The sequence below is a fragment of the Usitatibacter palustris genome (genome assembly GCF_013003985.1).
GTDB lineage: Bacteria > Pseudomonadota > Gammaproteobacteria > Burkholderiales > Usitatibacteraceae > Usitatibacter > Usitatibacter palustris.
In genome coordinates this window covers 3,302,291-3,326,969 of record NZ_CP053073.1, presented here as the reverse complement: position 1 = coordinate 3,326,969, position 24,679 = coordinate 3,302,291, and the positions used below count along the sequence as shown (strand labels likewise).

The window sequence follows — 24,679 nt, the reverse complement described above, 5'->3', positions numbered from 1 at the left end:
TGATTAGGACCCACGACAATGGCCAACACAAAGCAGGCTGCAAAACGCGCCCGCAAGTCCACCCAGCAGCGCGCTTCCAACATGAGCCTGCGCACCACCCTCCGTTCCGCCATCAAGAAGGTCCAGAAGGCCATCGGCGTGGGCGACGCGAAGGCGGCTGCCACCTCGCTCGACAAGGAAAGCTCCACCATCGACCGCATGGCGAGCCGAAAAATCATCCACAGGAACAAGGCCGCTCGACACAAGAGCCGCCTCGCGAAGCGCGTCAAGGCGCTCGCCAAGCAAGCCTAACCGCGCAATAATCGTTTTTCTTCCGACGGCGGCGCGATGCCGCCGTTGGCGTTTCTTGGAGGCCCTGTCATGAGCGCGTCGCATTTGATGGCCACCTATGCGCCCAACCCCGTCGCTTTCGCGCGGGGCGAAGGTGCGTACCTTTTTGATACGCAGGGCAAGCGCTACCTCGACGCGCTCGCCGGCATCGCCGTGAACGGGCTGGGCTACGCCCACCCGGAATACACGCGACGCATCAACGAGCAGGCCGGCCGCCTCATCCACATCTCCAACCATTTCACCGTGCCCGAGCAGGAAGCGCTCGCGGCCAAGGTCTGCGCGCTCGCGAAGATGGACAACGCGTTCTTCGCGAACTCCGGCGCGGAAGCCAACGAGTGCGCGATCAAGCTGGCGCGCCTCTACGGCCACCAGCGCGGCGTGGAGAACTCGCAGATCATCGTGATGGAGAAGGCCTGGCATGGCCGCACGCTGGCCACGCTGTCGGCCACGGGTTCGCGCAAGGCGCAGGCGGGCTTCGAGCCCCTCATGGGCGGCTTCGTGCGCGTGCCCTACAACGATCTGGGCGCCATCGAGCGCGTGGCCGAGCACAACCCTTCGGTCGTCGCGATCCTGATGGAAGTGCTCCAGGGCGAAGGCGGCATCAACGTCGCGAACGCCGATTACCTGCGCAAGCTTCGCGAGATCTGCGACCGCAAGCAGTGGCTGCTGATGATCGACGAAGTGCAGAGCGGCATCGGCCGCACGGGCAAGTGGTTCGCCCATCAATGGACCGACGTCGTTCCTGACGTCATGCCGCTCGCCAAGGGCCTGGGCTCGGGCATCCCGATCGGAGCGTGTCTCGCGCGCGGCGTGGCCGCGAGCGTGTTCAAGCCCGGCAACCACGGAACGACTTTTGGCGGCGGGCCGCTGGTTTCCGTCGCGGGCCTGGCGACGCTCGAGATCCTCGAGAAGGACGGCATGCTCGCGAACGCGGCGCGCCAGGGCGAGATCGTGATGGAAGGCCTCAAGAGCGGGCTCGCCGGCGTGGCCGGCGTGAAGGACATCCGCGGCATGGGCCTCATGATCGGCGTCGAGCTCGATCGCCCCTGCGGTGCGATCGTCAAGCGTGCACTCGAGCGCGGGCTCGTGACCAACGTCACCGCCGATTCCGTGATCCGCCTCGTGCCGCCGCTCATCTACGGCGACGCGCAGTCGCGCGAGCTGCTGGGCCTCCTCGTTCCCCTCGTCAAGGAATTCCTGGCCGAGGCGGCCGCCGCGGCGGCATGAAGCATTTCCTTCGCTTCTCGGATCTCGACCGCGCGGACCTCGAGCACCTGTTCGCGCGCACCCGGATCCTCAAAGAGCGCTTCAAGAACTACGTCGCCTACCAGCCGCTCGTCGACCGCATGCTCGCGATGGTCTTCGAGAAGAGCTCGACGCGCACGCGCGTCTCTTTCGAGGCGGGCATCTACCAGCTCGGCGGCTCGTCGATCGTCCTCAACATGGGCGAAACGCAGCTCGGGCGCGGCGAGCCGATCGAGGACGTGGCGCGCGTCATCACGCGCATGGTCGACATCGTGATGATCCGCACCTTCGAGCACTCGAACCTAGAGCGCTTCGCGGCGCACTCGCGCGTGCCGGTGATCAACGGCCTCACCAACGATTACCATCCGTGCCAGGTGCTGGGCGACATCCACACCTACCAGGAACACCGCGGGCCGATCCAGGACAAGACGGTGGCGTGGATCGGAGATTCGAACAACATGTGCAACACCTGGCTCGAGGCCGCGCCGCTCCTTGGCTTCAAGCTGAACGTCGCGAGCCCCACGGGCTACGACCTCGCGCCGGCCCGCGCTTCGGGTGTCGCGAAGGCGCACCTCGAGATGTTCTCGAACCCGCGCGATGCGGCGAAGGGCGCGGACCTCGTGACCACCGACGTGTGGACCAGCATGGGCTTCGAAGCCGAGAATGCGGCGCGCCAGGCGGCGTTCGCGGGCTTCATGGTCGATGGCGCGATCATGAAGGTCGCGCGCGACGACGCCCTCTTCATGCATTGCCTGCCCGCGCATCGCGGGGAGGAAGTCGCGGCCGACGTCGTGGACGGCCCGCAAAGCGTGGTCTGGGAGGAGGCGGAGAACCGGCTCCATGTCCAGAAGGCGCTGATGGAATACCTGCTTCTTGGAAAGGTCGAATCGTGAAAGTCACGAAGCCGAAAAAAGTCGTGCTCGCCTACTCGGGCGGGCTGGATACGTCCGTCATCCTCAAGTGGCTGCAGGAAGAATACGGCTGCGAGGTGATCACCTTCACCGCCGACATCGGCCAGGGCGAGGAACTGGAGCCCGCGCGCAAGAAGGCGAAGAAGATGGGGATCAAGAAGATCTTCATCGAGGATCTTCGCGAGGAATTCGTGCGCGACTTCGTCTTCCCGATGTTCCGCGCCAACGCCGTGTACGAAGGCGAGTACCTGTTGGGCACGTCGATCGCCCGCCCGCTCATCGCCAAGGCGCTCATCGATACCGCGCGCAAGGTCGGCGCGGATGCGATCTCGCACGGTGCGACCGGCAAGGGCAACGACCAGGTGCGCTTCGAGCTCGGCGCCTACGCGCTCATGCCCGACGTGAACATCATCGCTCCGTGGCGCGAGTGGAAGCTCACGGGCCGCGAGTCGATGCTGAAGTACGCCGACAAGCACGGCATTCCCGTCGACTTCAAGAAGAGGAAGGGCGGCGCCCCCTACTCGATGGACGCGAACCTGCTCCACATTTCGTACGAATCCGGAATTCTCGAGGATCCGGATTACGAACCGGAAGAATCGATGTGGCGCATCACGGTCTCGCCCGAGAAGGCGCCCAACAAGCCCGAGTTCGTGGATCTCGAATACAAGCGCGGCGACATCGTCGCGGTGAACGGCAAGAAGATGTCGCCGGCGCAGGTCCTCACGGAATTGAACCGCATCGGCGGCAAGCACGGCGTGGGGCGCCTCGACCTCGTCGAGAACCGCTACGTCGGCATGAAGTCGCGCGGCTGCTACGAGACGCCCGGCGGCACCATCATGCTTCGCGCCCACCGCGCGATCGAATCGATCACGCTCGACCGCGAAGTGCTGGCGCTCAAGGATGACCTCATGCCGCGCTACGCGCGCATGGTCTACAACGGCTACTGGTTCAGCCCGGAGAGGAAGCTCCTCCAGGGCCTGATCGACGCGTCGCAGGAGTACGTGAACGGGCGCGTGCGCGTGAAGCTCTACAAGGGCACGGTGCTCACCACGGGCCGCAAGTCGAAGGACTCGCTCTTCGACCAGACGATCGCCACGATGGACGAGGACCGCGGCGCCTACAACCAGGCGGATGCGGGCGGGTTCATCAAGTTGAATGCCCTCCGCATGCGCATTGCGGCCAAGAAGGGTCGTAAGTAGTCGCACGCAAAGGAGACCGACATGCCTTCATTCGATATCGTCAGCGAAGCCAACATGGTCGAGGTGAAGAACGCCCTCGATACCGCCAACAAGGAAATCGCCAATCGCTACGACTTCAAGGGGTCGGACGCGCGCCTCGAGCTGAAGGAGAAGGAGCACGAGATCACGGCCTTCGCGGACGACGACTTCAAGCTGGGCCAGGTGCGCGACGTGATGACGGGCAAGTTCGCCAAGCGCGGCGTCGATATTCGCTTCCTCGACATCGGTTCGGTCGAGAAGATCGGCGGCGACAAGGTCAAGCAGAAGATCACGGTTAAAAAAGGCGTGGATCAACCCACCGCCAAGAAGATCGTCCAGCACATCAAGGACGCGAAGCTGAAGGTGCAGGCCTCGATCCAGGGCGAGGTCGTGCGCGTGACGGGCGCCAAGAAGGACCTGCTGCAGGAAGCGATCGCCCTGGTGCGATCCAAGGTGACCGACATTCCGGTCGCCTTCGAAAACTTCCGCGACTGAACGCCGCGGCCTCGCGGCCGCACCCCTTCATCCAAGGAGCTCGCATGCGCCTCGCCCTCGCTGTCGCCATCGTTTCCCTCGTCGTTGCCGCCCCGGTCCTGGCCCAGAAGCCCGACGATGCTCGCGGCTCCAAGGACCACCCGCTGCTCACGCGCTTTCCCAACTCGCATATCGTCGAGTACGAGCAGAACTTCAACGCCGTGGAGGTCGCCACCGGCAGCAAGGGTGCGGAGCCGGTTCGCAAGTCCATCGAAGGCAACGTCACCTCGATCACCTACTTCCACAACGACGCGCAGAAGCAGCCCAGCGCGCTCCAGGTGCTGCGCAACTACCAGAACGCGATCAAAGGCATTGGCGGCGAGGTGGTCTACGAACGCCTGCCCAAGGAAGGTGACGGCGGTGAAGTCACGCTGCGCGTCGCGACCGGCGGCAAGGATGTCTGGGTTCGCGTGGAACCGGGCATCTTCAGCGCGCCCACCCAGAGCTACAAGCTCGTGGTCGTCGAAGTCGCCGCGCTCGAACAGGTCGTCAAGGCGAACAAGCTCCTCGATGAGCTCGACAAGAATGGCTTCATCGCGCTCTACATCAATTTCGATACGAACAAGGCGGAGCTGAAGGCCGACGGCAAGGCGGCGGTCGCGGAGATCGTCGCGGCGCTCAAGTCGTCGCCGAACCTGAAGATCTCGATCGAAGGCCACACCGACAACGTCGGGCAGGCCGCGGCCAACAAGACGCTTTCGGAGAAGCGCGCGCAGAGCGTGATGGCGGCCGTCGTGGCCGGCGGCATCGATGCGAAGCGGCTCGCGGCCGCGGGCTTCGGCGCCGAGAAGCCGGTCGCCGACAATCGCACCGAAGAGGGCCGCGCGAAGAACCGCCGCGTCGAGCTGGTGAAGAAGTAGAGCGCTAGCGCACGAGCTTCGTGATCCAGCGCCGGTAGAGGCGCTGCGCGACGTCGTTCAGGGCGGGCAGGCGGGCGGGCATCTGGGCCTGCATCGTCGCAACGTCCTGCACGGCGGGGCTCGTGCGCGCTTCGCGCACCTCACTCTCGCCCGTCTCGCACCAGCTGCGGATCATCTCCGGCGTCATCTCGACGTGGCATTGCAGCCCGAGGTGGCGATCGTCGACGACGTAGGCCTGGTTGGGGCAGTGCGTGCCGCGAAGGATCCGCTCGCCGGTCGCGGGGATCGCGAACGTATCGCCGTGCCACTGGAAGGTCACGAATTCGGTGAGGTCGGCTCCGAACCAGTCCTTCGCGAGCGGCTTGTCCTCGACCTCGACGCGGTTCCAGCCGATCTCCTTCACCGGGTTCACGCGCACCTCGGCGCCGAGCGCGCGCGCCAGCAACTGGCCGCCGAGGCAATGCCCGATCACGGGAACCTTGCGCGCCACCGCGTCGCGCATGAGCGCGAGCACCGGCTGCGTCCACGGCAATTCGTCGTTGGCGCTCATCGGTCCGCCCATGAATCCCATGCCCGCGAACGCCTCGCTCGATGCCGGAACAGCCTCGCCTTCATCGAGCTTCACCAGCCGCCAGGGCAGCCGGTTCGCGTCGAGGAATGTGGCAAAATGGCCCGGCCCTTCGGTGCGGGCGTGACGGAAAATCACAACCGGTTTCACGCAGGTCCTCCTCCCATGAAGCGCCATCTTATCTTCGCCACGTTCACCGCACTGCTCGGCATCGCGAGCGCGTTCGCGACCGAGGTGAACGTGATCGGCCTTTTCCCGGGCAAGGCGGTGGTCACCATCAACCGCGGCGCACCGAGGACCCTCTCCGTCGGACAGAAAACCCTCGAAGGCGTGGTGCTCGTCGCGGTCGATGCCAAGGGTGCCACGCTCGAAGTCGACGGCAAGAAGCAGACGCTCGAGATCGGCCAGCACTTCGAATCGGCCGCGCAAACCGGCAGCCGCACCAGCGTCACGCTCGCGCCCGATTCACGCGGCCATTACTTCGTGGATGGCCAGGTGAACGGCGTGCACCAGCGGTTCCTCGTGGACACGGGCGCGACGCTCGTCTCGATGGGCAGCGACGATGCTTCGCGCCTGGGGATCGACTACAAGAAGGGGGCGCCGGGCTACTCCGTCGTCGCCGACGGCCGCCGCGTGCCGATCTTCCTCGTGAAGCTCGACAGCATCCGGATCGGTGACGTCACGCTCTTCAACGTGGACGCCTCCGTCAAGGAAGGTCCGGGCATGGGCGCGGCGCTGCTCGGGATGAGTTTCCTCAACCGGACCGAGATGGTCCGCGAAGGCTCGAACCTGGTGCTGACGAAGCGGTTCTAGGCCTTGCCCGGCGGTTTCGCGATCATCGCGTAGGCCGAGTGGTTGTGGATGGACTCGAAGTTCTCGCTCTCCACCACGTAACCGTCGACGCGCTTGTCGCCGTTCAGCTTCGCGGCGATGTCGCGCACCATGTCCTCGACGAACTTGGGATTGTCGTAGGCGTGCTCGGTGACGTATTTCTCGTCGGGGCGCTTGAGCAGTCCCCAGAGCTCGCTCGAAGCCTGGCCCTCGACCACGTCGATGAGCTCCTCGATCCACACGAAGTCGTTGGTGCGCGCGGCGATCGTCACGTGCGAGCGCTGGTTGTGCGCGCCGCGCTCCGAGATCTTCTTGGAGCAGGGGCACAGGCTCGTCACCGGCACGAGGACCTTCAGCGTGAAGGTCTCGACGCCATCCTGGATCTCGCCGATGAAGGTGACCTCGTAGTCCATGAGGCTCGCCACACCCGACACCGGCGCCTTCTTGTTCACGAAGTACGGGAAGGTCATCTCGACGCGGCCGCTCTGGGCCTCGAGCTTCTTCACCATCTCGCGCAGCATCACGCGGAACGTGTCCGGGGAGATCTCGCGCTCGTGGGCGTTGAGGATCTCCACGAACCGCGACATGTGCGTGCCCTTGAACTGGTGCGGCAGGCCCACGTACATGTCGAACATCGCGACCGTGTGCTGGACGCCGCCGGCGCGCTCGGCGACCCGGACGGGATGGCGGATGGACTTGATGCCGACCTGGTCGATCGCCAACTGCCGGGTGTCGGCACTGGCTTGGACGTCGGCGATGGGGAGTTTCGCGTCGCGCTGGTTCATGGCGCTTCCCTTCGAGGGCGGACAAAAATTATAGGCTGCCCGAATGGTTGAGTAAAGTAGTCGGGAATTCCCGGCCCCTCGATGGGGGCATTCAGGGCAGGTGACCGGCGGCGATCATCCTGTTGATCAACATGGGGACCGGGAGCCACGTCACAAGGTCGTCGAAGGGGTTCACGGGGTCCTGCGAAGCCGTGTGCGAGACGAAGACCCCGTCGCCATCGAGGTTGTGCGTTTCGTCCGGCCCCGGAATGCCTCCGCCGTTCGGGCCGGTGGAGAAGACCACGAAGGCCGCGCGCCGCGTGAGCTGGTTCGCGGCGGCGCCGCAGCTTGCCGCATCCAGGCCCTGTCCCGAGGCGCAGATGATGAGGTAGTGAGGCGCGGCCCCGAGTCCCGGCAAGGTGGCCGCCTGCAGTCCCCGGGCCCGTGTGAGCGCGTGCTCCACGCCCTCGATGGGCCGGTCGCCGAAGACGGCGTAGCGAATGCGAGTGCCCCACGCGTCGCGCAGGAACGCCGCCTCATCGAGCGGCGTGAGACCGAGTGCCGCCGCCGGAAGCCATCCGTCGTGGAACGTGGCGCAACGCCCATTGCTCGCGTCTCCTCCGGGCGCAAAGGCCTCCTCGCCGTGGCTCGTGGCCGTGGCCGGGCAGGGCAATCGCGCCGCCCCCGCGGCGAAGCCGAGGAGCGCTTCGCGTGCCTCCTCGAGCGTTCGTCGCGTTTCGTCCTGGCGGCGCAACTGCACCTGCGCGGAGATCGGCAGGGCGAGTCCCGCAACCAGCATCGTGATCACCACGAGTGCCACGAGCAGCTCGATGAGCGTGAATGCGGCCGAGTGTTTCATGGGAGCGCCGCTCACGGGAGCGCGATGAGCACGTCGTTGAACGTCGCGCTGCGCGGGGCAAGCACCAGGCGATCGCAGCCTTCGGCGCAGGCAACGCGGCCCGGCTCGGGCGCGCATTGCGGCGCAGCCGGATCGGGGTTGCGGCGCGCGAGCTCGCGATGCTCGCGCTCGAGCCAGCCGCTCGCGTCGTCCGGTGTGCGCGCCTGCCCGCCGAGCGGCGCGCCCGCGACCAGCACCGCGAGGCGCCTGGCTTCGCCAACGGCAACACCTTCAAGACCGATCGTCTTCAGGCACGGCGTGTCCGTGTCGCAAGTCGCATAGAACACGTGCATCCGCCACGATCGCCACCAATTCGGATCGGTGCCGTCCGCGATCGTGCAATGGGAGAACGCGCCGGCGGGAATCCGTCCGAACACCGCGCCGGTCGCGCCTTCCCACGCGAGCGCCGTGTTCCCGCTGCGGCACAGGGGCGCGGGGGGAGGGAGCGTGGGCCGCGAACGAAGGCAATGCGCGATCTCGAGCGCCACGCGCCGCATCACGCGCGGCATGAGGTCGTCGTAGCTCACGGTGACCAGGCGGTCGTTCACGGCGAGGGCGCCGCCCCTGAGGCGGACCGGGCCGCGGATGAAGCCGTCGGCGTTCGCGCCACGGCCCGCGCCGTCGTTGCGATCGATGAAGTCGGCGTTGTCTTCATCCGCGAAGTCGCCGCCGGGCGCCTTGTCGAGAAAGTCCGCGGGATCGCAGGTCTCGCGGCAGCCGCGCACCTGGAGCCGGCGTCGCGTGCCGGCTTCGTCTTCGAGGCGCTCGATCGCCGGGCCGGGCGCGAAGATCACGGCCGCCACGCCGCCTTCGCTCGCGCGGCGTGGATCGGCAATGCGGCCGTCGTTCACGAGCGCGCCGCCCGCATCACGAATGCTGATGGTACCGAGCGCGACGTCGGGGTTCATGTCGATGCAGGTCGCGCTCGCCGCGCAGTTGAGCAGACCCTTGTGCTTGCTTGAAACGGCGTACCACAGCAGTTCGCCATAGCCGTCGTGGATCTCCGCGATCCCCAGAGTTTTCCACGGCAGGCGTCCGAGCCGCTGCGACTGGCCGCTCGCGCCGTTGAGCGAACCGCAGGTTGCCTCGGCCCATCCGTCGCCATCGAGATCGGGGCAGGGAAGGTAGCCCGGTCCGACGACGGGATCGAGCGGGCGGCCCGCGGCGTAGGCGATCAACGCTTCCTTCGCGATGGCGAGCGCGCGGTCGCTCGCGCGTTCACGCGCCGCGCGTGAAGTGTGGGTTGCGACGATTCCCATCAGGGCCGCGGCCAGGCCCAGCGAAAGCGTGAATGCGAAGGCGACGAGGATCGCTCCCCGCTCGCGTCGAGACCGGTGCATGGCGTGGCGTCCCCTCGAGGCAACGCCGCCAGACTAGCTTCGGGGGTTGCGGGACGCAGCGCGGAATCGCGCGGCGCGGTGCGCGATTTCGCGCGGCTAGCGCTTCGGTTCGGGAGCGGGCGGAAGCGCCTGGATCGAGCGCGGCGGCAGTTGCGGGCCTTCGTCCTGCACCTTGCGCGGATCAAGGAGCGGCGTTGCACGCGGGTTGTTCGTCGGCACCGGCTGGCCGTCGAGCCAGAGCGTGTTCTTGCCGTCGCTGCGTTGCACGTAGCCGGTGATCTGCGGCACGGTGGTGCGTTCCATCGGCGCGGTGGTCGTGCGCTCGGGCTCGCCGCGGCGCATCCTGTCGAGCTTCTGGCGCTCCTCGGGCGTGTGGAAGAGCGTGCCGATCTCGAGCGCCGCCGCGGGCGCGGCCGCCGCCAGGGCGAGGACGAAGAGCGCGCTAGCCCGCACGGCCCTTCTCCTTCAGCGTGATCCATTCGAGCGTGCACTCGCCTTCCACGCGCGGACGACTCGCATCGGTGCCTTCCACATCGCCCATGCGGCGAAGCGTGCAGCGGTCGATCGGGTAGAAGCCTTGCGTCGAGCGGGTGAAGTCGTCGAGGAAACCCAGGAGATCGCCTTCATGCAGCGCCTGCAGCTTCAGCTTCACGCGGCTCGCGAGCACGTCCACCGAGGCGAACGACCGTCCGCCGGCGAGGGGCAGCGGCCGCTGCGGCGCGATCTCGTATTCGATGTTGAGCATGCGGTGGCGGATGCGCAGCTCGTCGACGCGCTCGATCATCTCGAGGCGCCGCTCCGATTGCAGCATGCCGCGATCGACGAGCGTGCGGAACACTTCGGCCGACTCGATGAGGTTCTCGCGCTCGCGGCGCACGCCTTCGAGCCGCGTGCGCGCTTCCTGGAGCTTGCGGCCCGAGGCCGTGCTGTCGCGCTTTTCGCGCTCGAGGAACCAGTGGCCGCTGGCACCCATCGCCGCGGCCACGACGATCGACAGGGCGAGGATGATCCACGACGTGCGCAGGCGCTTCAATCCGGCGGCGCTGAAGACGACGTTCATGGCGCCTTGCTCCGGTCGCGGGCGACGCGCAGGACGAACCTCGCTTCGGTGGGGCCGGCGGGGCGCTCACCCACGCGCCCCTGGATCGAGCGCAGCGGGCGCGTATCGAGCGGGCTCTCCACGATCGTCACGGCATAGCCCGGGATGCGATCGATACCGTTCGTGAGGCGGTCGACTTCGGCGAGGGCGCTGCGGTAGTCGATGCCGGTGAATTGCACGGTGGCTTCGAGGAGCGCGACCTGGTGCATTCCGCCCGAGAACGTGTCGGCATTGGGATCGGGTGGCGCGACCGGGGGCGGTGGCGCGTCACCGGACTTCGGGACGGAGCGGATCGCGTTCGGTGATCGCGGTGCATTGGACTGCATCGGCGGCTCCGCACGGGGATCGTTCGACGCGAGCCACGAGACCTGCAGCAGGCGCACGCGCGGGTACGCGTTGAGCACGCTCGACAAGGGCGTGAGGAACTCGACGATCGAAGGGAAGGAGCGCAGGTTGCCGTTGTAGAACGCCACGGTGTCGCGCATCGCGGTGCCGCCGACGTTGGCCGAGGGCAGGGCGCGCGAGATCTCGTCGTACTCGCGATTGAGCTTCTTCATCTCCTGCGTGGTGCGCTGGTCCTCGCGGTCGCCGCGCAGGATCTGCGAGAGCGTGTAGCCGCCCCAGGCCACGCCCGCGACGAGCACGGCGACGGACACTTGCGTGAGCGCGATCCGCGCGGAACGCAGCACCGCGTTGCTGCGCAGTTCCGGCGGCGCGTAGTGGTTGCCTACGGGCTTGCGCAGGAAGAGGTGGACGAGGATCTCCTCCGCGCTCGAGCCCAGCGGCGGGGGCTTGAGGCCGAGCTTGGCGGCGACCTGCTCGATGTCGAGGAGCCGGTAGCGGATCTGTGCGAAGTCGCGCAGGCTCGTATCGATCGCGGGCCGATCCTTCGGGTGAACGAGAACGCAGACTTCGAGCTGGTCCTCCGCCGAGAAATTGCGCAGGCTGTCCAGGTACTGCCAGGTGCGCGTGGTTTCCTCGGCAAGCATGGCGCCCAGCGTCTGCCCTTCCTCGAGGTCGATGGGCGTCAGGCGCGAAAAGCGGGCTTCCTTGTTGCGAAAGTACGTCTGCCGCAGCGCGCCGCCCGGCGTGAACGTGACGAGCAGCGCCTGCGGGAAACCCAGACCCAGCTCCACGAGCAGGTTGCCGCTGAAGATCGCCGAGGAGTGGATGCCCGCCAGCGGCACGCGCTGGCGCTCGATCGCCTCGATCCAGGGCTTGAGGACATCCGGGTTGTTGATGGCCGTGTAGAGCACGCGGTCGTCGCGCCGGCCTTCGGCTTCGCGGCCCTGCAGGATCGCGTGGCGGTAGGGCGTGGCGCGGAACACCTGCGTGAGCTTGCGGGCGACGATCGCGTCGCGGTCGCGCGCGCTCACGTGCGGGATCGTGTCGAGGCGGAAGTCCTCTTCGGCCAGGTCCGTGATCATGTGCGTCGGTGTGTCCGACAGCGTTCGCAGGTGGCGCTCGAAATCCGCCGTGCCTTCGCCCTGGCCCTCGACCGCGAACTCGCGGCGCGCGACGAGCCGCCCCCCGCTGGAGGTGAGGCTCACCAGGCGGGTGTTCGTGAGGTAGAGGAAGTGGCGGGGCATCAGGGAGCCTCTGGACAATCCACAGGGGTGCGCGCCCGTCCCTCAGGACGTCGTCCCATGCGGGTCGACGTGCTCGCGGGTTGCGGCAGATGCGGCGTCTGCTTCGTTACTTGGCTTGCGAATAGTCCGGCTATTCGCTGCGCCGCGCGCCTCGCATCCATCCGCGTCTGCCGCAACGCGCATCCCCTGTGCATTGTTCAGAGGCTCCCTAGAGCTTGATCTTGCCGATGACGTCGTAGATCGGCAGGAAGATGGTGTAGAGGATACCGACGATCAGCGTCCCCAGCACGACCGTCGTGAGGGGACCTAGCATCTGCTGCATGCGCGCGATCGATTCGCGCACCTCGCGGTTGTAGAAATAGCTCACGTTGAGCAGCGCCGCATCGAGCGCGCCCGTGGTCTCGCCCACGCGCAGCATGCGCAGCACGAGTGGCGGGAACAGGCGCGTGTTCGTGAACGCCGCCGTGATCCCCGTACCCTCCGAGATCGTGCGCCCGACGCGCGCGAGGCCCTCCTCCATGACGCGGTTGCCGACGATCTTCTCGCAGATGTGGATGCACTCGAGCACGCTGATGCCGGCGCGGTAGAGCATGGCGAAGAAGGTCGAGAACCGCGCGAGGATGATCTTCTGGCGGATGGCCCCGAGGATCGGCACTTTCAGCGCCTGCTCGTCGAGCCAGCGGCGCGCGTTGTCGTTGGTGCGCGTGTAGATCCATCCGCCGGTGATGACCAGCGCGGGAATGCCCAGCATCAGGTACCACCACTTCACGAAGATCTTCGACAGCGCGATCATGAATTCGGTTTCCGGCGGCAGCTTGGGCACCAGCGTCTTGAAGGCCTCGGCGAGCTGCGGCACCAGCACCGTCATGAGGACGAAGATCACGCCGATGATCACGACGAACACGATCACCGGGTAGATCAGCGCGCGCTTGGCCTGGCTCGCCATCTCGTCCTGCCACTTGATGTTCTCGGTGAGCTCGTCGAGCACCTGGGTGAGCTCGCCGCTCTGCTCGCCGGCGCGCACGAGCGACACGAACACGCCGTCGAAGCAGTAGGAGTGGTTCGCCATCGCCTCCGAGAGCTTGAGGCCGCCTTCGATGTCCTCGAGCAGGCTCGCGACAACCTGCTTGAAGCCCGGGTTCTCCATCGAGTCGCGCAGGTCCGTCAGCGCCTCGATGATGTTGACGCCGGCCTTGAGCAACTGCGAGAGGTGGAAGCAGAAGGTGATGAGTTCGGTGCGCGAGATCCGCCGCGAGCGCGCTGCGGCCGAGGTGTGCGCCGATTCGAACGTGAGCAGATCGAGGCCCAGGCGCTTGAGGCGCAGTTCCAGGTCGATCGCATTGACGGCATCGAGATTGCCGGAGGAGACCTTCCCTTCGGCATCGATCGCGCGGTAGGCGAAGAGCGCCATCGCGTGGGGCCCCGCGTCAGATCACGCGGTCGGTCAGGTCGACCACGCGCGAGATCTCGTCGAGGCTCGTGTGTCCGGCGAGGACCCGCTGGATGGCGTCGTCGGCGAGCGTGCGGAAGCCCTTGGCGGCGGCGTGGAGGCGCACTTCGCGTCCGGTCGCGCGCCGCGCGATGAGCTCGTCGATTTCGGCGTCGAGCTTGAAGAGCTCCATGATCGCCATGCGGCCCTTGTAGCCGATGTTGTCGCAGCGCGAGCACCCCACGGCCTGGAACACCGGGCGGTCGTCGTCCTCGCTCATGCCGAGCAGCGAGCGCGTGCCGGGGTCGGGCGTGGTGGGCGACTTGCAGTGCGTGCAGAGCTTGCGCACGAGGCGCTGCGCGATCACGCCGATGATGTTGCCGGCCATGATGTCGGGCAGCACGCCGAGGTCCATGAGGCGCGGGATCGCGCCGATGGAGGAGTTGGTGTGCAGCGTCGAGTAGACCTGGTGGCCGGTCATCGCGGCGCGGAAGGCCATCTCGGCCGTGTCCTGGTCGCGGATTTCGCCCACGAGGATCACGTCCGGGTCCTGGCGCATCATCGAGCGGATGCCCGAGGCGAAGTCGAGCTTCACGACTTCGTTCACCGACGTCTGCCGGATCATGGCCATCGGGTATTCGACCGGATCCTCGAGGGTCATGATGTTCACGCCCTCGGTGTTGATGAACGACAGGATCGAATAGAGCGTCGTCGTCTTGCCGCTACCGGTGGGGCCCGTCACGAGGATGATTCCCTCGGGGCGCGCGAGCATCAGCTTGAGCGTCTTCAGTTCGTCGGGCCGCAGGCCGAGCTCCTCGATGGGCACGATGCCCTTGTCGCGGTCGAGGATGCGAAGCACGATGTTCTCGCCGTGCGTGGTGGGCTGCGACGAGACGCGGAAGTCGACCTGGTGGCCCGAGAGCAGCAGCGAGATGCGGCCGTCCTGGGGCGCGCGCGTTTCCGCGATGTTCATTCCACTCATCACCTTGAGGCGCACCACCATCGCGGCCCAGTAGTTCTTGTGCAGGCTGCGGATCTGGCGCAGCACGCCGTCGATGCGGTAGCGGATGCGCAGGAACCCCTGCTCGGGCTCGAAGTGGATGTCGGAGGCGCTGCGCTTCGTGGCGTCGTTGAGCAGCGCGTCCACGAGGCGCACGACCGGCTGGCTGTATTCGTCGAAGTCCGCGGCGAGCGACTGGTAGTCGATCTCGCCGGTCTCGATCTCGTTGAGGATGCCGTCGATCGACAGCTCGAAGCCGTAGTGGTGCTCGATGCCGATCGTGATGTCGGACTCGCGCGCGAGCACCTGCTCGATGCGCAAGTCCTCGCGAGCCAGCGCGCGGATCTGGTCGAGTGCCACGACGTTGGCCGGATCCGACACGGCGATGAGCAGCACCTTGCGCTCCATGTCGTAGCTCACCGGCAGCACGTGATAGCGGCGCGCCATGTCCTTGGGCACGAGGGCGATCGCGGTGGGATCGACGATCGTGTTCTCGAGGTCGATCGAGACCTGGCCGAGCGTTTCCGAGAGGATGTCGCGGATCGTCGCCTCGGTCACGAACCCGAGCGTGACGAGGACCTTGCCGAGCGGGGCCTTGAACTTCTTCTGCTCGGTGAGCGCGATGTTCAGCTGGTCCTGGCTGATGATGCCCTTGGACAGCAGCGTTTGCCCGAGCGGGATCTGTGAAAGCGGTGGTTGGGCACCCATGCGCTAGGACTTGAGCTCCGAGATGCGCCGAGCCACGGCCTGCGTGTCGAAATTCACGCGTTGCCCCGGCGCGAGCGCGAGGGCCTTGCCGTAATACTCGGTGGCGAGCCGTGCCTGACCGAGGTGGTCGAGGCTCACGGCGAGGTTGTGTGCGAAATCGGCGTTGCCCGGCTCGAGGCGATGCGCCTCGAAGAACGCGGCCTGCGCGTCGTTCCAGCGCGATTGCGATGCATAGACGTTGCCGAGCGTGAATTGCAGCGCGGCGCTTTGCGGCGCGCGCGCGAGGTCCGCCTTGAGCTGCGCTTCGAGCGGCGCGGGGCGCGAGAAGTCGGCGAGCGCAGCCAGGCCCGCGAGCGCGACGGTGTTGCGTGGATCGATCTCGAGCGCGCGGCGGTAGAGGCGCTGTGCGGCGTCGCGGGAGCCGCTGCGGGCTTCCACCGTCGCCATGCCGAGCAGCGCGTCGAGATTGCGTGAGTCGTTCGTGAGCGCGGCCTGGTAGCTCGTCTTCGCGGCACCCATGTCGCCACGCTTGAGCGCGTCATATCCCGCGGCGACTTCCGGCGCCACGCGGGGCGCGTCGATCGACCGCGAAAGCTTGAGCGGGGGCGTCGTGCCTGCCGCGGGAGCTTCGCGCAGGAGGTCCATCACGAGTTGCTCGGCAGCCTGCGGCGCGGGGCGCGTCTTCGCTGCCTCGATGGGCGCCGTCTCGGGCTTGAGCATCGCCAGGGGCGGCGCGGGTCCCGGCCCCGCGGGAGCGGCCGTGGGTGCCTCGGGAGGAAAGGGGATCGGGGTCGGGGGCACGACGGGGGCGGCGACCGGGCGCGCAGCCGCGACCGGTTGGATTCGCGGCGACAGTGCCTGCATCTGGTACCAGACGTACCCGCCGCCGAGCGCGATGACCACCACGACGGCAACCGCGATGCCGATCAGCATCGGCGCGTTCGAACCGTTCGATGGCACGGGTGCGCGCTTGGCGGCAAATACTTGCTGGGCCGAGCCGCGATCCCCTGCAGCTGCTGTGGCGACCTGCGCGGACGTCGCGGAAGCAGGCCCGCCGAAAGCGGCCGACATCGAGCGCGGAGCGTCGAACGCTTCGAGCGAGAGCGAAGCGCGCGGAGTCGGAGGTGCGGGAGGAGCGGTGTTCGCGGCGGATGCGCCTTGCTGCGGCGTGCCCGATGCCTGGCGCGCGAGTTTCTCCTGTTCCGCGCGTTTGAGGGCGTCGAGCAGCAGGCTCACTTGGGCGATCCGGGGGGCGGGGACTCGGGCTCGGGCGCGGGGCCGACCTCGCCGCGTTCGAGGCGCCCGAGGCTTTCCTCGAACTCGGGGAAGGGTCCCTGTGTGCCCTTGAAGAAATCGCTGTTCGGAAGGAACCGCTTGTAGGCCGCGAGATCGGTCTCGACGCTCGGGTCCCTCACCACGATCGGCCGCACGAAGATCACCAGCTCGGAGCGGATCGCGCGATCGTTGCGATAGCTGAAGAAGTCGCCAAAGATCGGGATCCGCGAGGCAATGGGCACGCCGTCGCGCTGGCCCTCGAAGCTGTCGAGCATCAGGCCACCGAGGATCGCGGTCCTTCCGCTCGTGACCTTCAGCACGCTTTGCATCTCGCGCGTGCGCGTTTCGGGGATCCTGTTGGGAATGGCCGCCTGCGTGAGGGACCCGCGCAGCGCGGGGTTCGGGTCGTCCACGAACCCGGTGATTGCCGTGACTGTCGGGCGCACGTTCAGGATCACTTCGTCCTGGTCGCTGATCTGGGGCGTGATGTGCATGATCAAGCCGACCGGCACGACGTTTTGCGTGGTCGTGAACGTGGTTCGCGAACCCACGTTCGCCGTGTCCACGGTATCGGCCTTGATGTTGAAGTACACGCGGTTGTCGACAACCTTCAGCGTCGCGGTCTGGTTGTTCAGGACCATGAGCAGCGGGCTCGACAACACGCGCGTGGAACCGAACTGGCTGAGCAGCTTCACCGTGCTGGTCAAGTTGCCCACGCCTGAATTGGGGTTGCTGTATCCGATCGAAATCGGCGGGCCCGCGGGGTTGGACAGGTTGACCACGCTGCCCGCGAAGCTCTGGACGACGGAATAGCCGAGCCCGTCGATGGCGAGCGCGGACCAGTCGACGCCCGATTGGTATCGATCGCTCAGCGTGACTTCGACGATCGTGGCCTCGATCACCACCTGCCGGCTCGCCGATGCGCCGATCTGCTCCAGGAACTCCGCGACCTTCTCGTGCTGCCGGGCGCTCGCCCTCACGGTGATGATTCCCGTTTCCGGGCTGACGATGACCGGCGTTGCGGCTTCGTAGACGAAGCGGTTCGAAGTGGGCTGCACTCCGCGCGAGGCGGCTTCGGGCTGGCTTGCTGCGGGCGCCTGTCCCGGGGCCCCGCCGGCCGGTGCCGGTGCCGGTGCCGCCGGCGGAGCCTGCGGCGTGCCTCCGGCGGAACTGCCAAGGTCCACGCGCTTGTCGGACTCCTTCAGGATGTCCTTGATGTTCGCCTCGAGCGTTTCCCAGAAGCGATTGCGGGCAATGCTCGTGATGCGCAGCGTTGAATTGTTGTCGCTGGAGGACCCGCCCTGGTTCGTGCCGATCGCCCCGGAGATCACTTGCGTCGCGATCGAGTTGGTCTCGGTCGTCTCCCGCGACATGTTCACGTAATTGACCTTGTAGCTCTTCAGGTAGGGCGTGTCGGGCATCACGGTGATCGTCTGCCCGTGGACTTCGTAGCGCACGGGAATCTGGCGCGTGATGCGATCGAGGATCTGTTGAAGCGACTGGTCGATGGCGTTGAGGGTGACGCTGCCCTCGATGTTCGGATGGATGTCGAAATTGGTCTTGCTCTCGCGCGCCATCGCGAGCAGGACTTCGCGCACGGGCTGGTTCGCGACGACGACCGAATAGCGCACCTCGGCGGGCTTGGCACTGGGCGCGGGCGGCAGCGGAACGGTGCGCACGGTCGCCGGAATAGGCGAGGGCGCGGACGCGGGCGGGGCTTCAGGCTGGCGTATATGCGCGTCCGGCCTGGGGATCGGTTGCGTGCCGCAGCCCAGCAAGACAGTCAGAGCGACTGCAAAGGGCCCGGCGGAAGTTGCGCGCATGCCGAGAATGTTTCCGTAAGTAGTTGTTTTATGGGAGAAAGCGCCTTGTAAGAATGGTATAGCTTTTCCCGGGGGGAGCGCAATGAAAATCCCCCTATTTCAGGGGCCATTACGGGGCCTATTTGCGCTCGTGGCGAGCCACGTCTTCGCGCAGTCCGTCGAGGGGACGAACATAGGGGCGGAACTGCTTGAGCGCAGGGGGCAACGCGTTCAATGCCACGGTCGCTTCGTTGCGATCCGCGTAGGACGCGTGGATCACGCCGATGCGCGGCGAATCGCGCGTGCCTGCGGGAAAGAGATAGATCGAATCGGGATTGAGCGCGCGCGCCGCTTCCACGAGATAGCTCTCGAGGTACGCGCGTTCGCGTGCATCCGTGACCATGAGCTGCACGCCATAGCGCGAGCCCGATGCGGCGAGCATCTCGCGTCCGGCGGCAAGGCGCGCATTGATCGCGTCCGAGAGGGGCGGGGCTGCTGCCGGCGTGGTCGGCGCCGGGGCCGGGGACGATGACGACACAGGCTTCGAGGCGACGGGCACGGGTGCAGGTGCGGCCGCCACCCTGGCTTGCGGCGCGGGCTGCGTAGTCGGTGCCGGGACAGGTTTCGCGGGGGGCGCAACGATCGTCGGTGCGGGTGCCGGCGCGGGGGCCGGTGAGGGTGCCGCTTCGACGGCCTTCGACGCCGGTGCTGCGGCAACCGCAGGTGGAGCGCTGGGTGGGTCGCTGCCCTTGCCCAGGAGGAATCCGATCGCGACCCCCGCGGCGAGTGCGACGCCAGCGGCAATCGCCAGCGGGCGTTGCGAATTCTTGCGGGCGAGGACGATGCGCGTGTCGGACACTGCGGCGCGAGCGTGATCCGCGGTGACGGTGTGCGTGCCCGCGGCAAACGCGGCGAGCAGCGTCTTGTCGGCGTAGATGTTGATGCGGCGCGTCAGGCCCTCGGAAGCTTCCGTGATGATGGAAAGCGCTTCCTGGCCGAAGAGGTCCGGTCCGTGGTAACCCGCCGCGCGCAAACGGAACCCGAGGTAGTCCTTCACGTCGGTCGGCGGCAGCGGACCCAGCGTGAAGGCATGCGTGATGCGTTCCTTGAGCTGGCGCATGTTGGGCAGGCTCAGGTGCTCGTCGAGCTCGGGCTGACCGAAGAGCACCACCTGCAGGAGCTTTTCCTTGTTCGTCTCGAGGTTCGAGAGCAGCCGGATCTCTTCGAGTGTGGCGAGCGGCATCGCGTGCGCTTCGTCGATCAGCGCGACCACCTGCTTGCCGTTCGCATGCATCTCGATCAGCTTTTCCTGCAGCGAGCGCACGAGCTTGGTGGTGTTGGCACCCGTTGTGTCGATGCCCAGATCGCCCGCGATGGCGGCGAGCATCTCGTCGCGCGAAAGGCTGGGCACCGCGAGATAGATCGTTTCAACCGTGGCGGGCAGGCGCTCCATCAACACGCGGCAGAGCATCGTCTTGCCGCTGCCCACTTCGCCCGTGACCTTCACGAGGCCTTCGCCCGCGGTGATCGCGTAGAGGAGCGCTTCGAGCGTGGCGCCGCGGTTGGCGCCGGAGAAAAAGAATTCCGTGTGGGGCGTGATGCGGAACGGCGCTTCGCGCAGCCCGAAATGCTCGAGGTAGATGGTCAAGGCTGGCGCCCTTCCCCCGGATCAGGGGAACCGAGTTTAGCACCGGCCCGACCGGCCGCTTCGAGGCGACTGTAGAGCGTGGAGCGGGAAACGCCGAGCAATTTCGCGGCCTGGGACATGTTGCCCTGGGCCACTTCGATCGCGGCATCGAGATACGCGGCCTCGACGGCCTTCAGGGCCGCATCGAGGCTGAAAGGACGTCCGGATGCGAGCTCCGCGCGCGCCTTGGCGGCCGGATCGTCGTTCGAGGCTGCGCCGGGCGCAACCGGCGCGAGCTCGGCCTCGAGCTCCGCTTCGCCGACCGTGTGTCCACCGAACTTGGCCGTGAGCCGGATCAGCACGTTGCGCAGTTCGCGGACGTTGCCGGGGAATTCGTAGCCGAGCCAGCGTGCGCGCGCGCCGCCGTCGAGCACGATCGGTTGCGTTCCTGACTTGATCGCGACCAACGGCACGTAGTAGTCGAGCAGCCGAAGCTTGTCCTCGCCCAATTCGCGCAGCGGGGGAACCTGCAACGTGAACACCGAGAGCCGGTGGAAGAGATCGGCGCGGAAGCGGCCCTCGCGCACGGCGGCGCGCAGGTCGCGATTGGTCGCGGCGACGATACGCGCGCCGCTCACGCGCGTCTGCGTTTCGCCGACGCGCTGGTACTCGCCGTTCTCGAGCACGCGCAGGAGCTTCGCCTGCAGGTCGACCGGAAGCTCGCCGATCTCGTCGAGGAACAGCGTGCCGTCGCCCGCGTCCTCGAAGTAGCCGGTCCGCGCGGTCTGCGCGCCGGTGAACGCGCCCTTCGCGTAACCGAAGAGCGTCGGCTCGACGAGGCTGGGCGAGATCGCGGCGCAGTTGAGCGCGAGGAAGGGGTGGCGCGCACGCGGACTCAGGTGATGCAGGGACCAGGCCACGCGCTCCTTGCCGCTCCCCGATTCGCCTTCGATGAGCGCGGGGAAGGCGGACGTCGCGTAAAGATCGATCTGGCTGCGCAGTTTCAGGATCGGCGGGCTCTCGCCGATGATGCGGCGCGCCTGGCCGTCGTCATCGGGTCTGTCGGGCGAAGGCGTGGCGAGCGCGCGGGCGAGCACGGTGCGCAGGTAGTTCGGATCGCAGGGCTTGGGTACCAGCTCGACGGCACCGAGTGCGCGGGCACGGCGGGCATTCGATTCCTCGTTCTGGCCGGTAAGCACGAGGATGCGAACACCCGGCGCGTGCGCGAGGAGGTCGCCGATCAGCTTGAAGCCTTCGTTGGGCAGGTGCGCCACGGGCGGCAGGCCCAGATCGATCAACGCGAGGTCGGGCCGCCATCCCTTGCGCAGCTCGCGCACGGCACTTTCGCGGTCCATGGCGTGTACGACGTCGTGGTCCTCGCCGAGCGCATAGGCGAGGCTTTCCACGATCAGGGGATCGTCGTCGACGACCAGCAGCGAAGCCTTTTTCACCGGGCCAAGTATAGGCGAGGGCGCGGCCGACTTCGCGGGTCTGGAAGGCAGAACTGCTAGAATTCCCGTCCGATTTCCTTCCGCGTGAGTTCCCTGGTGAGCGCCGAATCCCTGGTCGACGTCGACGCGGTCAGTTTTTCGTACGGCCGCCGCCCCGTCCTCAAGGGCATCTCGATGCACGTCCCGCGCGGCAAGGTGGTCGCGATCATGGGCGGCAGCGGTTGCGGCAAGACCACGCTCCTGCGACTCATCACCGGCCAGCTCAAGCCCACGGCCGGCACCGTGCGCGTCGTCGGCAAGGACCTGCGCCAGCTCGACAACGAGGGCCTCTACGGCCTGCGTCGGCACATGAGCATGCTTTTCCAGCATGGCGCGTTGTTCACCGATCTCACCGTGTTCGAGAACGTCGCCTTTCCCTTGCGCGAGCACACGAAGCTGCCCGAAGCCATCATCCGCGACCTCGTGCTGCTCAAGCTCGAGGCGGTGGGCTTGCGGGGCGCGCACGGCTTGATGCCTGCGGAGCTTTCCGGCGGCATGGCTCGCCGCGCGGCGCTCGCGCGCGCCGTGGTGCTCGATCCGATGCTGGTTCTGTACGACGAGCCGTTCGCCGGCCTCGATCCCATCTCGATCGCCGTGGTGGGCCAGCTCATCCGCAAATTGAACGATGCGCTCGGCGCGACGTCGATCATCGTGTCCCATGACGTCGGGGAGTCGCTGCAGATCGTGGACTACCTCTATTTCGTGGACGCCGGCACGATCGCGGGCGAAGGCACGCCCGACGAGGTTCGCCGCTCGGAAATACCGTTCGTGCGCCAGTTCGTGCACGGTGATACCGACGGCCCGGTGCCGTTCCACTTTCCCTCGCGGGGCTACGCCGAAGAGGTCGGGCTCGCGCAAGGTGCAACGGGAGGACGCAGTGCTTGAGCGCGTGAAGCGCCCGCTGGGGCGGCTGGGCCACAACTTCATCGACGGCGTCTGGCGCGTGGGGGCGATGGCGCGCTTCTTTGCCCTCGTGCTGTCCTCGTCGGGCACCAGCTTCAAGCGCTTCCGCCTGGTGGTCCGGGAGGTCTACTTCGTTGGTGTCCTCTCACTCGTGATCATCGCGGTGTCGGGGCTCTTCGTGGGCATGGTGCTCGGCCTGCAGGGCTTTGAAACGCTCCAGAGATACGGCGCGACCGAGTCGATCGGCATGCTGGTCGCGCTCTCGCTCGTGCGCGAGCTCGGGCCCGTGGTTTCCGCGTTGCTGTTCGCCTCGCGCGCGGGCTCGGCGATCACGGCCGAGATCGGCCTCATGAAGGCGACCGAACAGCTGACCGCGATGGACATGATGGCCGTGTCGCCCATGGCGCGCGTCATCGCGCCGCGTTTCTGGGCGGGCGTCATCTCGATGCCGTTGCTTTCCGCGATCTTCTCGGCGATGGGCGTGTTCGGCGGCTACATCGTCGGTGTCGTCCTGATCGGCGTGGATGCCGGCGCCTTCTGGGCGCAAATGCAGGCGGCGGTGGACTTTCGGTATGATGTTCTCAATGGTGTCGTGAAGAGCCTGGTGTTCGGAGTCGCGGTCACGGTGATCGCCACGTTCGAGGGATTCGACGCGCCGCCGACCGCCGAGGGCGTTTCGGGAGCCACGACCCGCACCGTCGTGAGCTCGGCGCTGACGATCCTCGCGCTGGACCTCGTCCTCACTGCCTTCATGCTGCGCGCCGACGACTGAGCGCGCGACCACGACGACAAACATGGAAAGAACGACCCTCGATCTCTGGTTTGGCGCCTTCGTGAGCGTGGGCTTCGCCGCCCTGCTCGTGCTCGCGCTCAAGGTGGGCAACCTCGGCGCCGAAGGCCAGCGCGAGGCCTACAAGGTCGAAGCGCGCTTCGACAACATCGGCGGCCTCAAGGTGCGCGCGCCGGTAAAAGCTTCCGGCGTTCTCGTCGGGCGGGTCCAGGAGATCCACTTCGACCAGGACCGCTACCAGGCGTCCGTCACCATGGCCCTCGACAAGCGCTACCAGTTCCCCAAGGACACCAGCGCCTCGATCCTCACCTCCGGCCTGCTGGGCGAGGTGTACGTGGGGCTCGACGCGGGGGGCGACACCAAGAAGCTCGCCGACGGCGACCGCGTCGCGATCACGCAGTCGGCGGTCGTGCTCGAGCGCCTGATCGGCCAGTTCCTGTTCACCAAGGCTCAAGAAGACGCGAAGAAATGACCGGCGCGGGAACCGCCCGCGCGCTGACCGGTCGCACTGCAGTCACCTTCCAACAGGGAAAACCATGATTCGTTCCATCCTCACCTTTGTCGCTGTCCTCGTGCCGGTGGTTGCGCTGGCCCAGGACGCGCCCGATGCGCTCGTGCGCAAGGCCTCCGACGACGTCCTGGCCGCCATCCGGGCCGACAAGGACCTGCAGTCGGGCAACATGCAGAAGATCTACGCGATCGCCGACGAGAAGGTGCTGCCGCACTTCGATTTTTCGCGCATGACGCGCCTCGCCGTGGGGCGCAACTGGGCGACGGCCACCGATGCCCAGAAGGAAAGCCTGACGAAGGAATTCCGGACGATGCTGGTGCGCACGTACGCGACCTCGCTCTCGCAGTACCGCAACCAGACGATCGAAGTGAAGCCGGCCAAGGTTGCCGCGGGCGACAAGGAGACCGTCGTGAAGACCGCGGTCATCCAGCAGGGCGGCCCGCCGATCCCGATCGACTACAGCATGGAAAAGACGGACGCCGGCTGGAAGGTCTATGACGTCATCATCGACGGCGTGTCGCTCGTGACGACCTATCGCGGATCGTTCAACGACCAGATCCAGAAGTCGGGCATCGACGGCCTGGTGAAGACGCTCTCCGACCGCAACGCCGTCTCGCAGTCCAAGGCTGCGCCGGCCAAGGCCGAGCCCAAGAAGTGAGCGAGGCGCGCGCGGCCGAGACGCTGCGCCTCGAAGGACCGCTGTCCTTCGAATCGTTGCCGCGCGTGCTCGAGGAATCCGCCCAGTACGAAGCCCGGCCGGACCTTCCCGAGAAACTGACGATCGATTTCTCCGCGATCACCGAGGTCGACTCCTCGGCGGTGGCGCTCCTCCTCGAGTGGCGCCGCCGGGCCCAGGCCCTCAACAAGACGCTGGCCTTCACCAACCTCCCCCCGACCCTCCTCGCGCTCGCCGAGCTCTACGGCGTCGCCGACCTCATCGACCACTGCAAGGAGTAAG

The 24,679-nt window shown here is 66.9% G+C and carries 25 protein-coding genes; 12 read left to right on the top strand and 13 right to left on the bottom strand.

Going from position 1 to position 24,679, the window contains the following annotated elements; translation table 11 throughout:
- Positions 1-18: 18 nt before the first annotated feature.
- The 6 genes from rpsT to DSM104440_RS16305 all read left to right on the top strand — a co-directional run bounded on the left by rpsT (position 19) and on the right by DSM104440_RS16305 (position 5,097).
- Entirely contained in the window at positions 19-291 is a 273-nt protein-coding gene (gene rpsT, locus DSM104440_RS16330; protein ID WP_171164474.1) for a 30S ribosomal protein S20, read from the top strand.
- 69 nt (positions 292-360) lie between these two features.
- Complete coding sequence (locus DSM104440_RS16325) at positions 361-1,557, top strand: aspartate aminotransferase family protein (protein WP_246212042.1); 1,197 nt, start codon at positions 361-363, stop codon at positions 1,555-1,557.
- Positions 1,554-2,468 (top strand): ornithine carbamoyltransferase, encoded by a 915-nt coding sequence (argF, locus tag DSM104440_RS16320; protein ID WP_171164472.1) that lies wholly within the window; start codon positions 1,554-1,556, stop codon positions 2,466-2,468. The genes DSM104440_RS16325 and argF overlap by 4 nt, the downstream gene beginning before the upstream one ends.
- Complete coding sequence (locus DSM104440_RS16315) at positions 2,465-3,685, top strand: argininosuccinate synthase (protein WP_171164470.1); 1,221 nt, start codon at positions 2,465-2,467, stop codon at positions 3,683-3,685. The genes argF and DSM104440_RS16315 overlap by 4 nt, the downstream gene beginning before the upstream one ends.
- Positions 3,686-3,706: 21 nt before the next feature.
- The gene (locus DSM104440_RS16310) at positions 3,707-4,198 is read left to right on the top strand and encodes a YajQ family cyclic di-GMP-binding protein (protein ID WP_171164468.1); all 492 of its coding nucleotides are present in this window, start codon (positions 3,707-3,709) and stop codon (positions 4,196-4,198) included.
- Between the two features lie 44 nt (positions 4,199-4,242).
- Positions 4,243-5,097: an OmpA family protein gene (locus tag DSM104440_RS16305; protein ID WP_171164466.1), complete on the top strand. Its 855-nt coding sequence runs from the start codon at positions 4,243-4,245 to the stop codon at positions 5,095-5,097.
- 4 nt (positions 5,098-5,101) lie between these two features.
- Here the strand turns inward: DSM104440_RS16305 and DSM104440_RS16300 are convergent, their stop codons facing one another.
- A complete protein-coding gene (locus tag DSM104440_RS16300; RefSeq protein ID WP_171164464.1) occupies positions 5,102-5,815 on the bottom strand; it encodes a type 1 glutamine amidotransferase in 714 nt (237 codons plus the stop codon).
- A gap of 15 nt (positions 5,816-5,830) precedes the next feature.
- Here DSM104440_RS16300 and DSM104440_RS16295 point away from each other — a divergent pair, with 15 nt between their 5' ends.
- Entirely contained in the window at positions 5,831-6,478 is a 648-nt protein-coding gene (locus DSM104440_RS16295) for a retropepsin-like aspartic protease family protein (RefSeq protein ID WP_171164462.1), read from the top strand.
- Here the strand turns inward: DSM104440_RS16295 and folE2 are convergent.
- The 12 genes from folE2 to DSM104440_RS16235 form a co-directional block, all read right to left on the bottom strand.
- Positions 6,475-7,281 (bottom strand): GTP cyclohydrolase FolE2, encoded by an 807-nt coding sequence (gene folE2, locus DSM104440_RS16290; protein ID WP_171164460.1) that lies wholly within the window; start codon positions 7,279-7,281, stop codon positions 6,475-6,477. The genes DSM104440_RS16295 and folE2 overlap by 4 nt on opposite strands.
- 91 nt (positions 7,282-7,372) lie before the next feature.
- Positions 7,373-8,119: a type II secretion system protein gene (locus DSM104440_RS16285; protein ID WP_171164458.1), complete on the bottom strand. Its 747-nt coding sequence runs from the start codon at positions 8,117-8,119 to the stop codon at positions 7,373-7,375.
- An 11-nt stretch (positions 8,120-8,130) separates the two neighbouring features.
- Entirely contained in the window at positions 8,131-9,498 is a 1,368-nt protein-coding gene (locus DSM104440_RS16280) for a hypothetical protein (protein WP_171164457.1), read from the bottom strand.
- A 96-nt stretch (positions 9,499-9,594) separates the two neighbouring features.
- A complete protein-coding gene (locus DSM104440_RS16275; protein ID WP_171164455.1) occupies positions 9,595-9,951 on the bottom strand; it encodes a hypothetical protein in 357 nt (118 codons plus the stop codon).
- The gene (locus DSM104440_RS16270) at positions 9,941-10,558 is read right to left on the bottom strand and encodes a hypothetical protein (protein WP_171164453.1); all 618 of its coding nucleotides are present in this window, start codon (positions 10,556-10,558) and stop codon (positions 9,941-9,943) included. The genes DSM104440_RS16275 and DSM104440_RS16270 overlap by 11 nt, the downstream gene beginning before the upstream one ends.
- Positions 10,555-12,186: a hypothetical protein gene (locus DSM104440_RS16265; RefSeq protein WP_171164450.1), complete on the bottom strand. Its 1,632-nt coding sequence runs from the start codon at positions 12,184-12,186 to the stop codon at positions 10,555-10,557. Before DSM104440_RS16265 ends, DSM104440_RS16270 begins: the two co-directional genes overlap by 4 nt.
- A 208-nt stretch (positions 12,187-12,394) precedes the next feature.
- A complete protein-coding gene (locus DSM104440_RS16260; RefSeq protein WP_171164448.1) occupies positions 12,395-13,597 on the bottom strand; it encodes a type II secretion system F family protein in 1,203 nt (400 codons plus the stop codon).
- Between the two features lie 16 nt (positions 13,598-13,613).
- Positions 13,614-15,323: a GspE/PulE family protein gene (locus DSM104440_RS16255; protein WP_171164446.1), complete on the bottom strand. Its 1,710-nt coding sequence runs from the start codon at positions 15,321-15,323 to the stop codon at positions 13,614-13,616.
- 3 nt (positions 15,324-15,326) lie between these two features.
- Positions 15,327-16,559 carry a tetratricopeptide repeat protein gene (locus DSM104440_RS16250; protein ID WP_171164444.1) on the bottom strand — a complete coding sequence of 411 codons (1,233 nt, stop codon included), beginning with the start codon at positions 16,557-16,559 and terminating at the stop codon, positions 15,327-15,329.
- The gene (locus DSM104440_RS16245) at positions 16,556-18,277 is read right to left on the bottom strand and encodes a pilus (MSHA type) biogenesis protein MshL (RefSeq protein ID WP_171164442.1); all 1,722 of its coding nucleotides are present in this window, start codon (positions 18,275-18,277) and stop codon (positions 16,556-16,558) included. Before DSM104440_RS16245 ends, DSM104440_RS16250 begins: the two co-directional genes overlap by 4 nt.
- A 262-nt stretch (positions 18,278-18,539) precedes the next feature.
- The gene (locus tag DSM104440_RS19505) at positions 18,540-20,048 is read right to left on the bottom strand and encodes an ExeA family protein (RefSeq protein ID WP_212758105.1); all 1,509 of its coding nucleotides are present in this window, start codon (positions 20,046-20,048) and stop codon (positions 18,540-18,542) included.
- The gene (locus tag DSM104440_RS16235) at positions 20,045-21,478 is read right to left on the bottom strand and encodes a sigma-54-dependent transcriptional regulator (protein ID WP_246212040.1); all 1,434 of its coding nucleotides are present in this window, start codon (positions 21,476-21,478) and stop codon (positions 20,045-20,047) included. The genes DSM104440_RS19505 and DSM104440_RS16235 overlap by 4 nt, the downstream gene beginning before the upstream one ends.
- A 96-nt stretch (positions 21,479-21,574) precedes the next feature.
- Between DSM104440_RS16235 and DSM104440_RS16230 the strand changes: the two genes are divergently transcribed.
- From DSM104440_RS16230 to DSM104440_RS16210, 5 genes are all read left to right on the top strand, one after another.
- Positions 21,575-22,402, top strand: a complete 828-nt coding sequence (locus DSM104440_RS16230) for an ABC transporter ATP-binding protein (protein ID WP_246212039.1) — start codon at positions 21,575-21,577, stop codon at positions 22,400-22,402.
- Positions 22,395-23,192 carry a lipid asymmetry maintenance ABC transporter permease subunit MlaE gene (mlaE, locus tag DSM104440_RS16225; RefSeq protein WP_246212037.1) on the top strand — a complete coding sequence of 266 codons (798 nt, stop codon included), beginning with the start codon at positions 22,395-22,397 and terminating at the stop codon, positions 23,190-23,192. The genes DSM104440_RS16230 and mlaE overlap by 8 nt, the downstream gene beginning before the upstream one ends.
- Before the next feature lie 22 nt (positions 23,193-23,214).
- Complete coding sequence (gene mlaD, locus DSM104440_RS16220; protein WP_171164440.1) at positions 23,215-23,682, top strand: outer membrane lipid asymmetry maintenance protein MlaD; 468 nt, start codon at positions 23,215-23,217, stop codon at positions 23,680-23,682.
- A gap of 64 nt (positions 23,683-23,746) precedes the next feature.
- Complete coding sequence (locus tag DSM104440_RS16215; protein ID WP_171164438.1) at positions 23,747-24,379, top strand: MlaC/ttg2D family ABC transporter substrate-binding protein; 633 nt, start codon at positions 23,747-23,749, stop codon at positions 24,377-24,379.
- On the top strand, positions 24,376-24,678 hold the full coding sequence (locus DSM104440_RS16210; protein WP_171164437.1) for an STAS domain-containing protein: 303 nt from the start codon (positions 24,376-24,378) through the stop codon (positions 24,676-24,678). The genes DSM104440_RS16215 and DSM104440_RS16210 overlap by 4 nt, the downstream gene beginning before the upstream one ends.
- Position 24,679: the final 1 nt, after the last annotated feature.

Excerpts from the sequence above, each read along its gene's own strand:
- DSM104440_RS16265 (WP_171164450.1), bottom strand. The coding sequence starts at position 12,186 with ATGCCCCGCCACTTCCTCTACCTCACGAACACCCGCCTGGTGAGCCTC.
- DSM104440_RS16255 (WP_171164446.1), bottom strand. The coding sequence starts at position 15,323 with ATGGGTGCCCAACCACCGCTTTCACAGATCCCGCTCGGGCAAACGCTG.
- DSM104440_RS16295 (WP_171164462.1), top strand. The coding sequence starts at position 5,831 with ATGAAGCGCCATCTTATCTTCGCCACGTTCACCGCACTGCTCGGCATC.
- DSM104440_RS16285 (WP_171164458.1), bottom strand. The coding sequence starts at position 8,119 with ATGAAACACTCGGCCGCATTCACGCTCATCGAGCTGCTCGTGGCACTC.
- folE2 (WP_171164460.1), bottom strand. The coding sequence starts at position 7,281 with ATGAACCAGCGCGACGCGAAACTCCCCATCGCCGACGTCCAAGCCAGT.
- DSM104440_RS16215 (WP_171164438.1), top strand. The coding sequence starts at position 23,747 with ATGATTCGTTCCATCCTCACCTTTGTCGCTGTCCTCGTGCCGGTGGTT.
- DSM104440_RS16280 (WP_171164457.1), bottom strand. The coding sequence starts at position 9,498 with ATGCACCGGTCTCGACGCGAGCGGGGAGCGATCCTCGTCGCCTTCGCA.
- DSM104440_RS16260 (WP_171164448.1), bottom strand. The coding sequence starts at position 13,597 with ATGGCGCTCTTCGCCTACCGCGCGATCGATGCCGAAGGGAAGGTCTCC.
- DSM104440_RS16310 (WP_171164468.1), top strand. The coding sequence starts at position 3,707 with ATGCCTTCATTCGATATCGTCAGCGAAGCCAACATGGTCGAGGTGAAG.
- DSM104440_RS16305 (WP_171164466.1), top strand. The coding sequence starts at position 4,243 with ATGCGCCTCGCCCTCGCTGTCGCCATCGTTTCCCTCGTCGTTGCCGCC.
- DSM104440_RS16270 (WP_171164453.1), bottom strand. The coding sequence starts at position 10,558 with ATGAACGTCGTCTTCAGCGCCGCCGGATTGAAGCGCCTGCGCACGTCG.
- argF (WP_171164472.1), top strand. The coding sequence starts at position 1,554 with ATGAAGCATTTCCTTCGCTTCTCGGATCTCGACCGCGCGGACCTCGAG.
- mlaD (WP_171164440.1), top strand. The coding sequence starts at position 23,215 with ATGGAAAGAACGACCCTCGATCTCTGGTTTGGCGCCTTCGTGAGCGTG.
- DSM104440_RS16325 (WP_246212042.1), top strand. The coding sequence starts at position 361 with ATGAGCGCGTCGCATTTGATGGCCACCTATGCGCCCAACCCCGTCGCT.
- rpsT (WP_171164474.1), top strand. The coding sequence starts at position 19 with ATGGCCAACACAAAGCAGGCTGCAAAACGCGCCCGCAAGTCCACCCAG.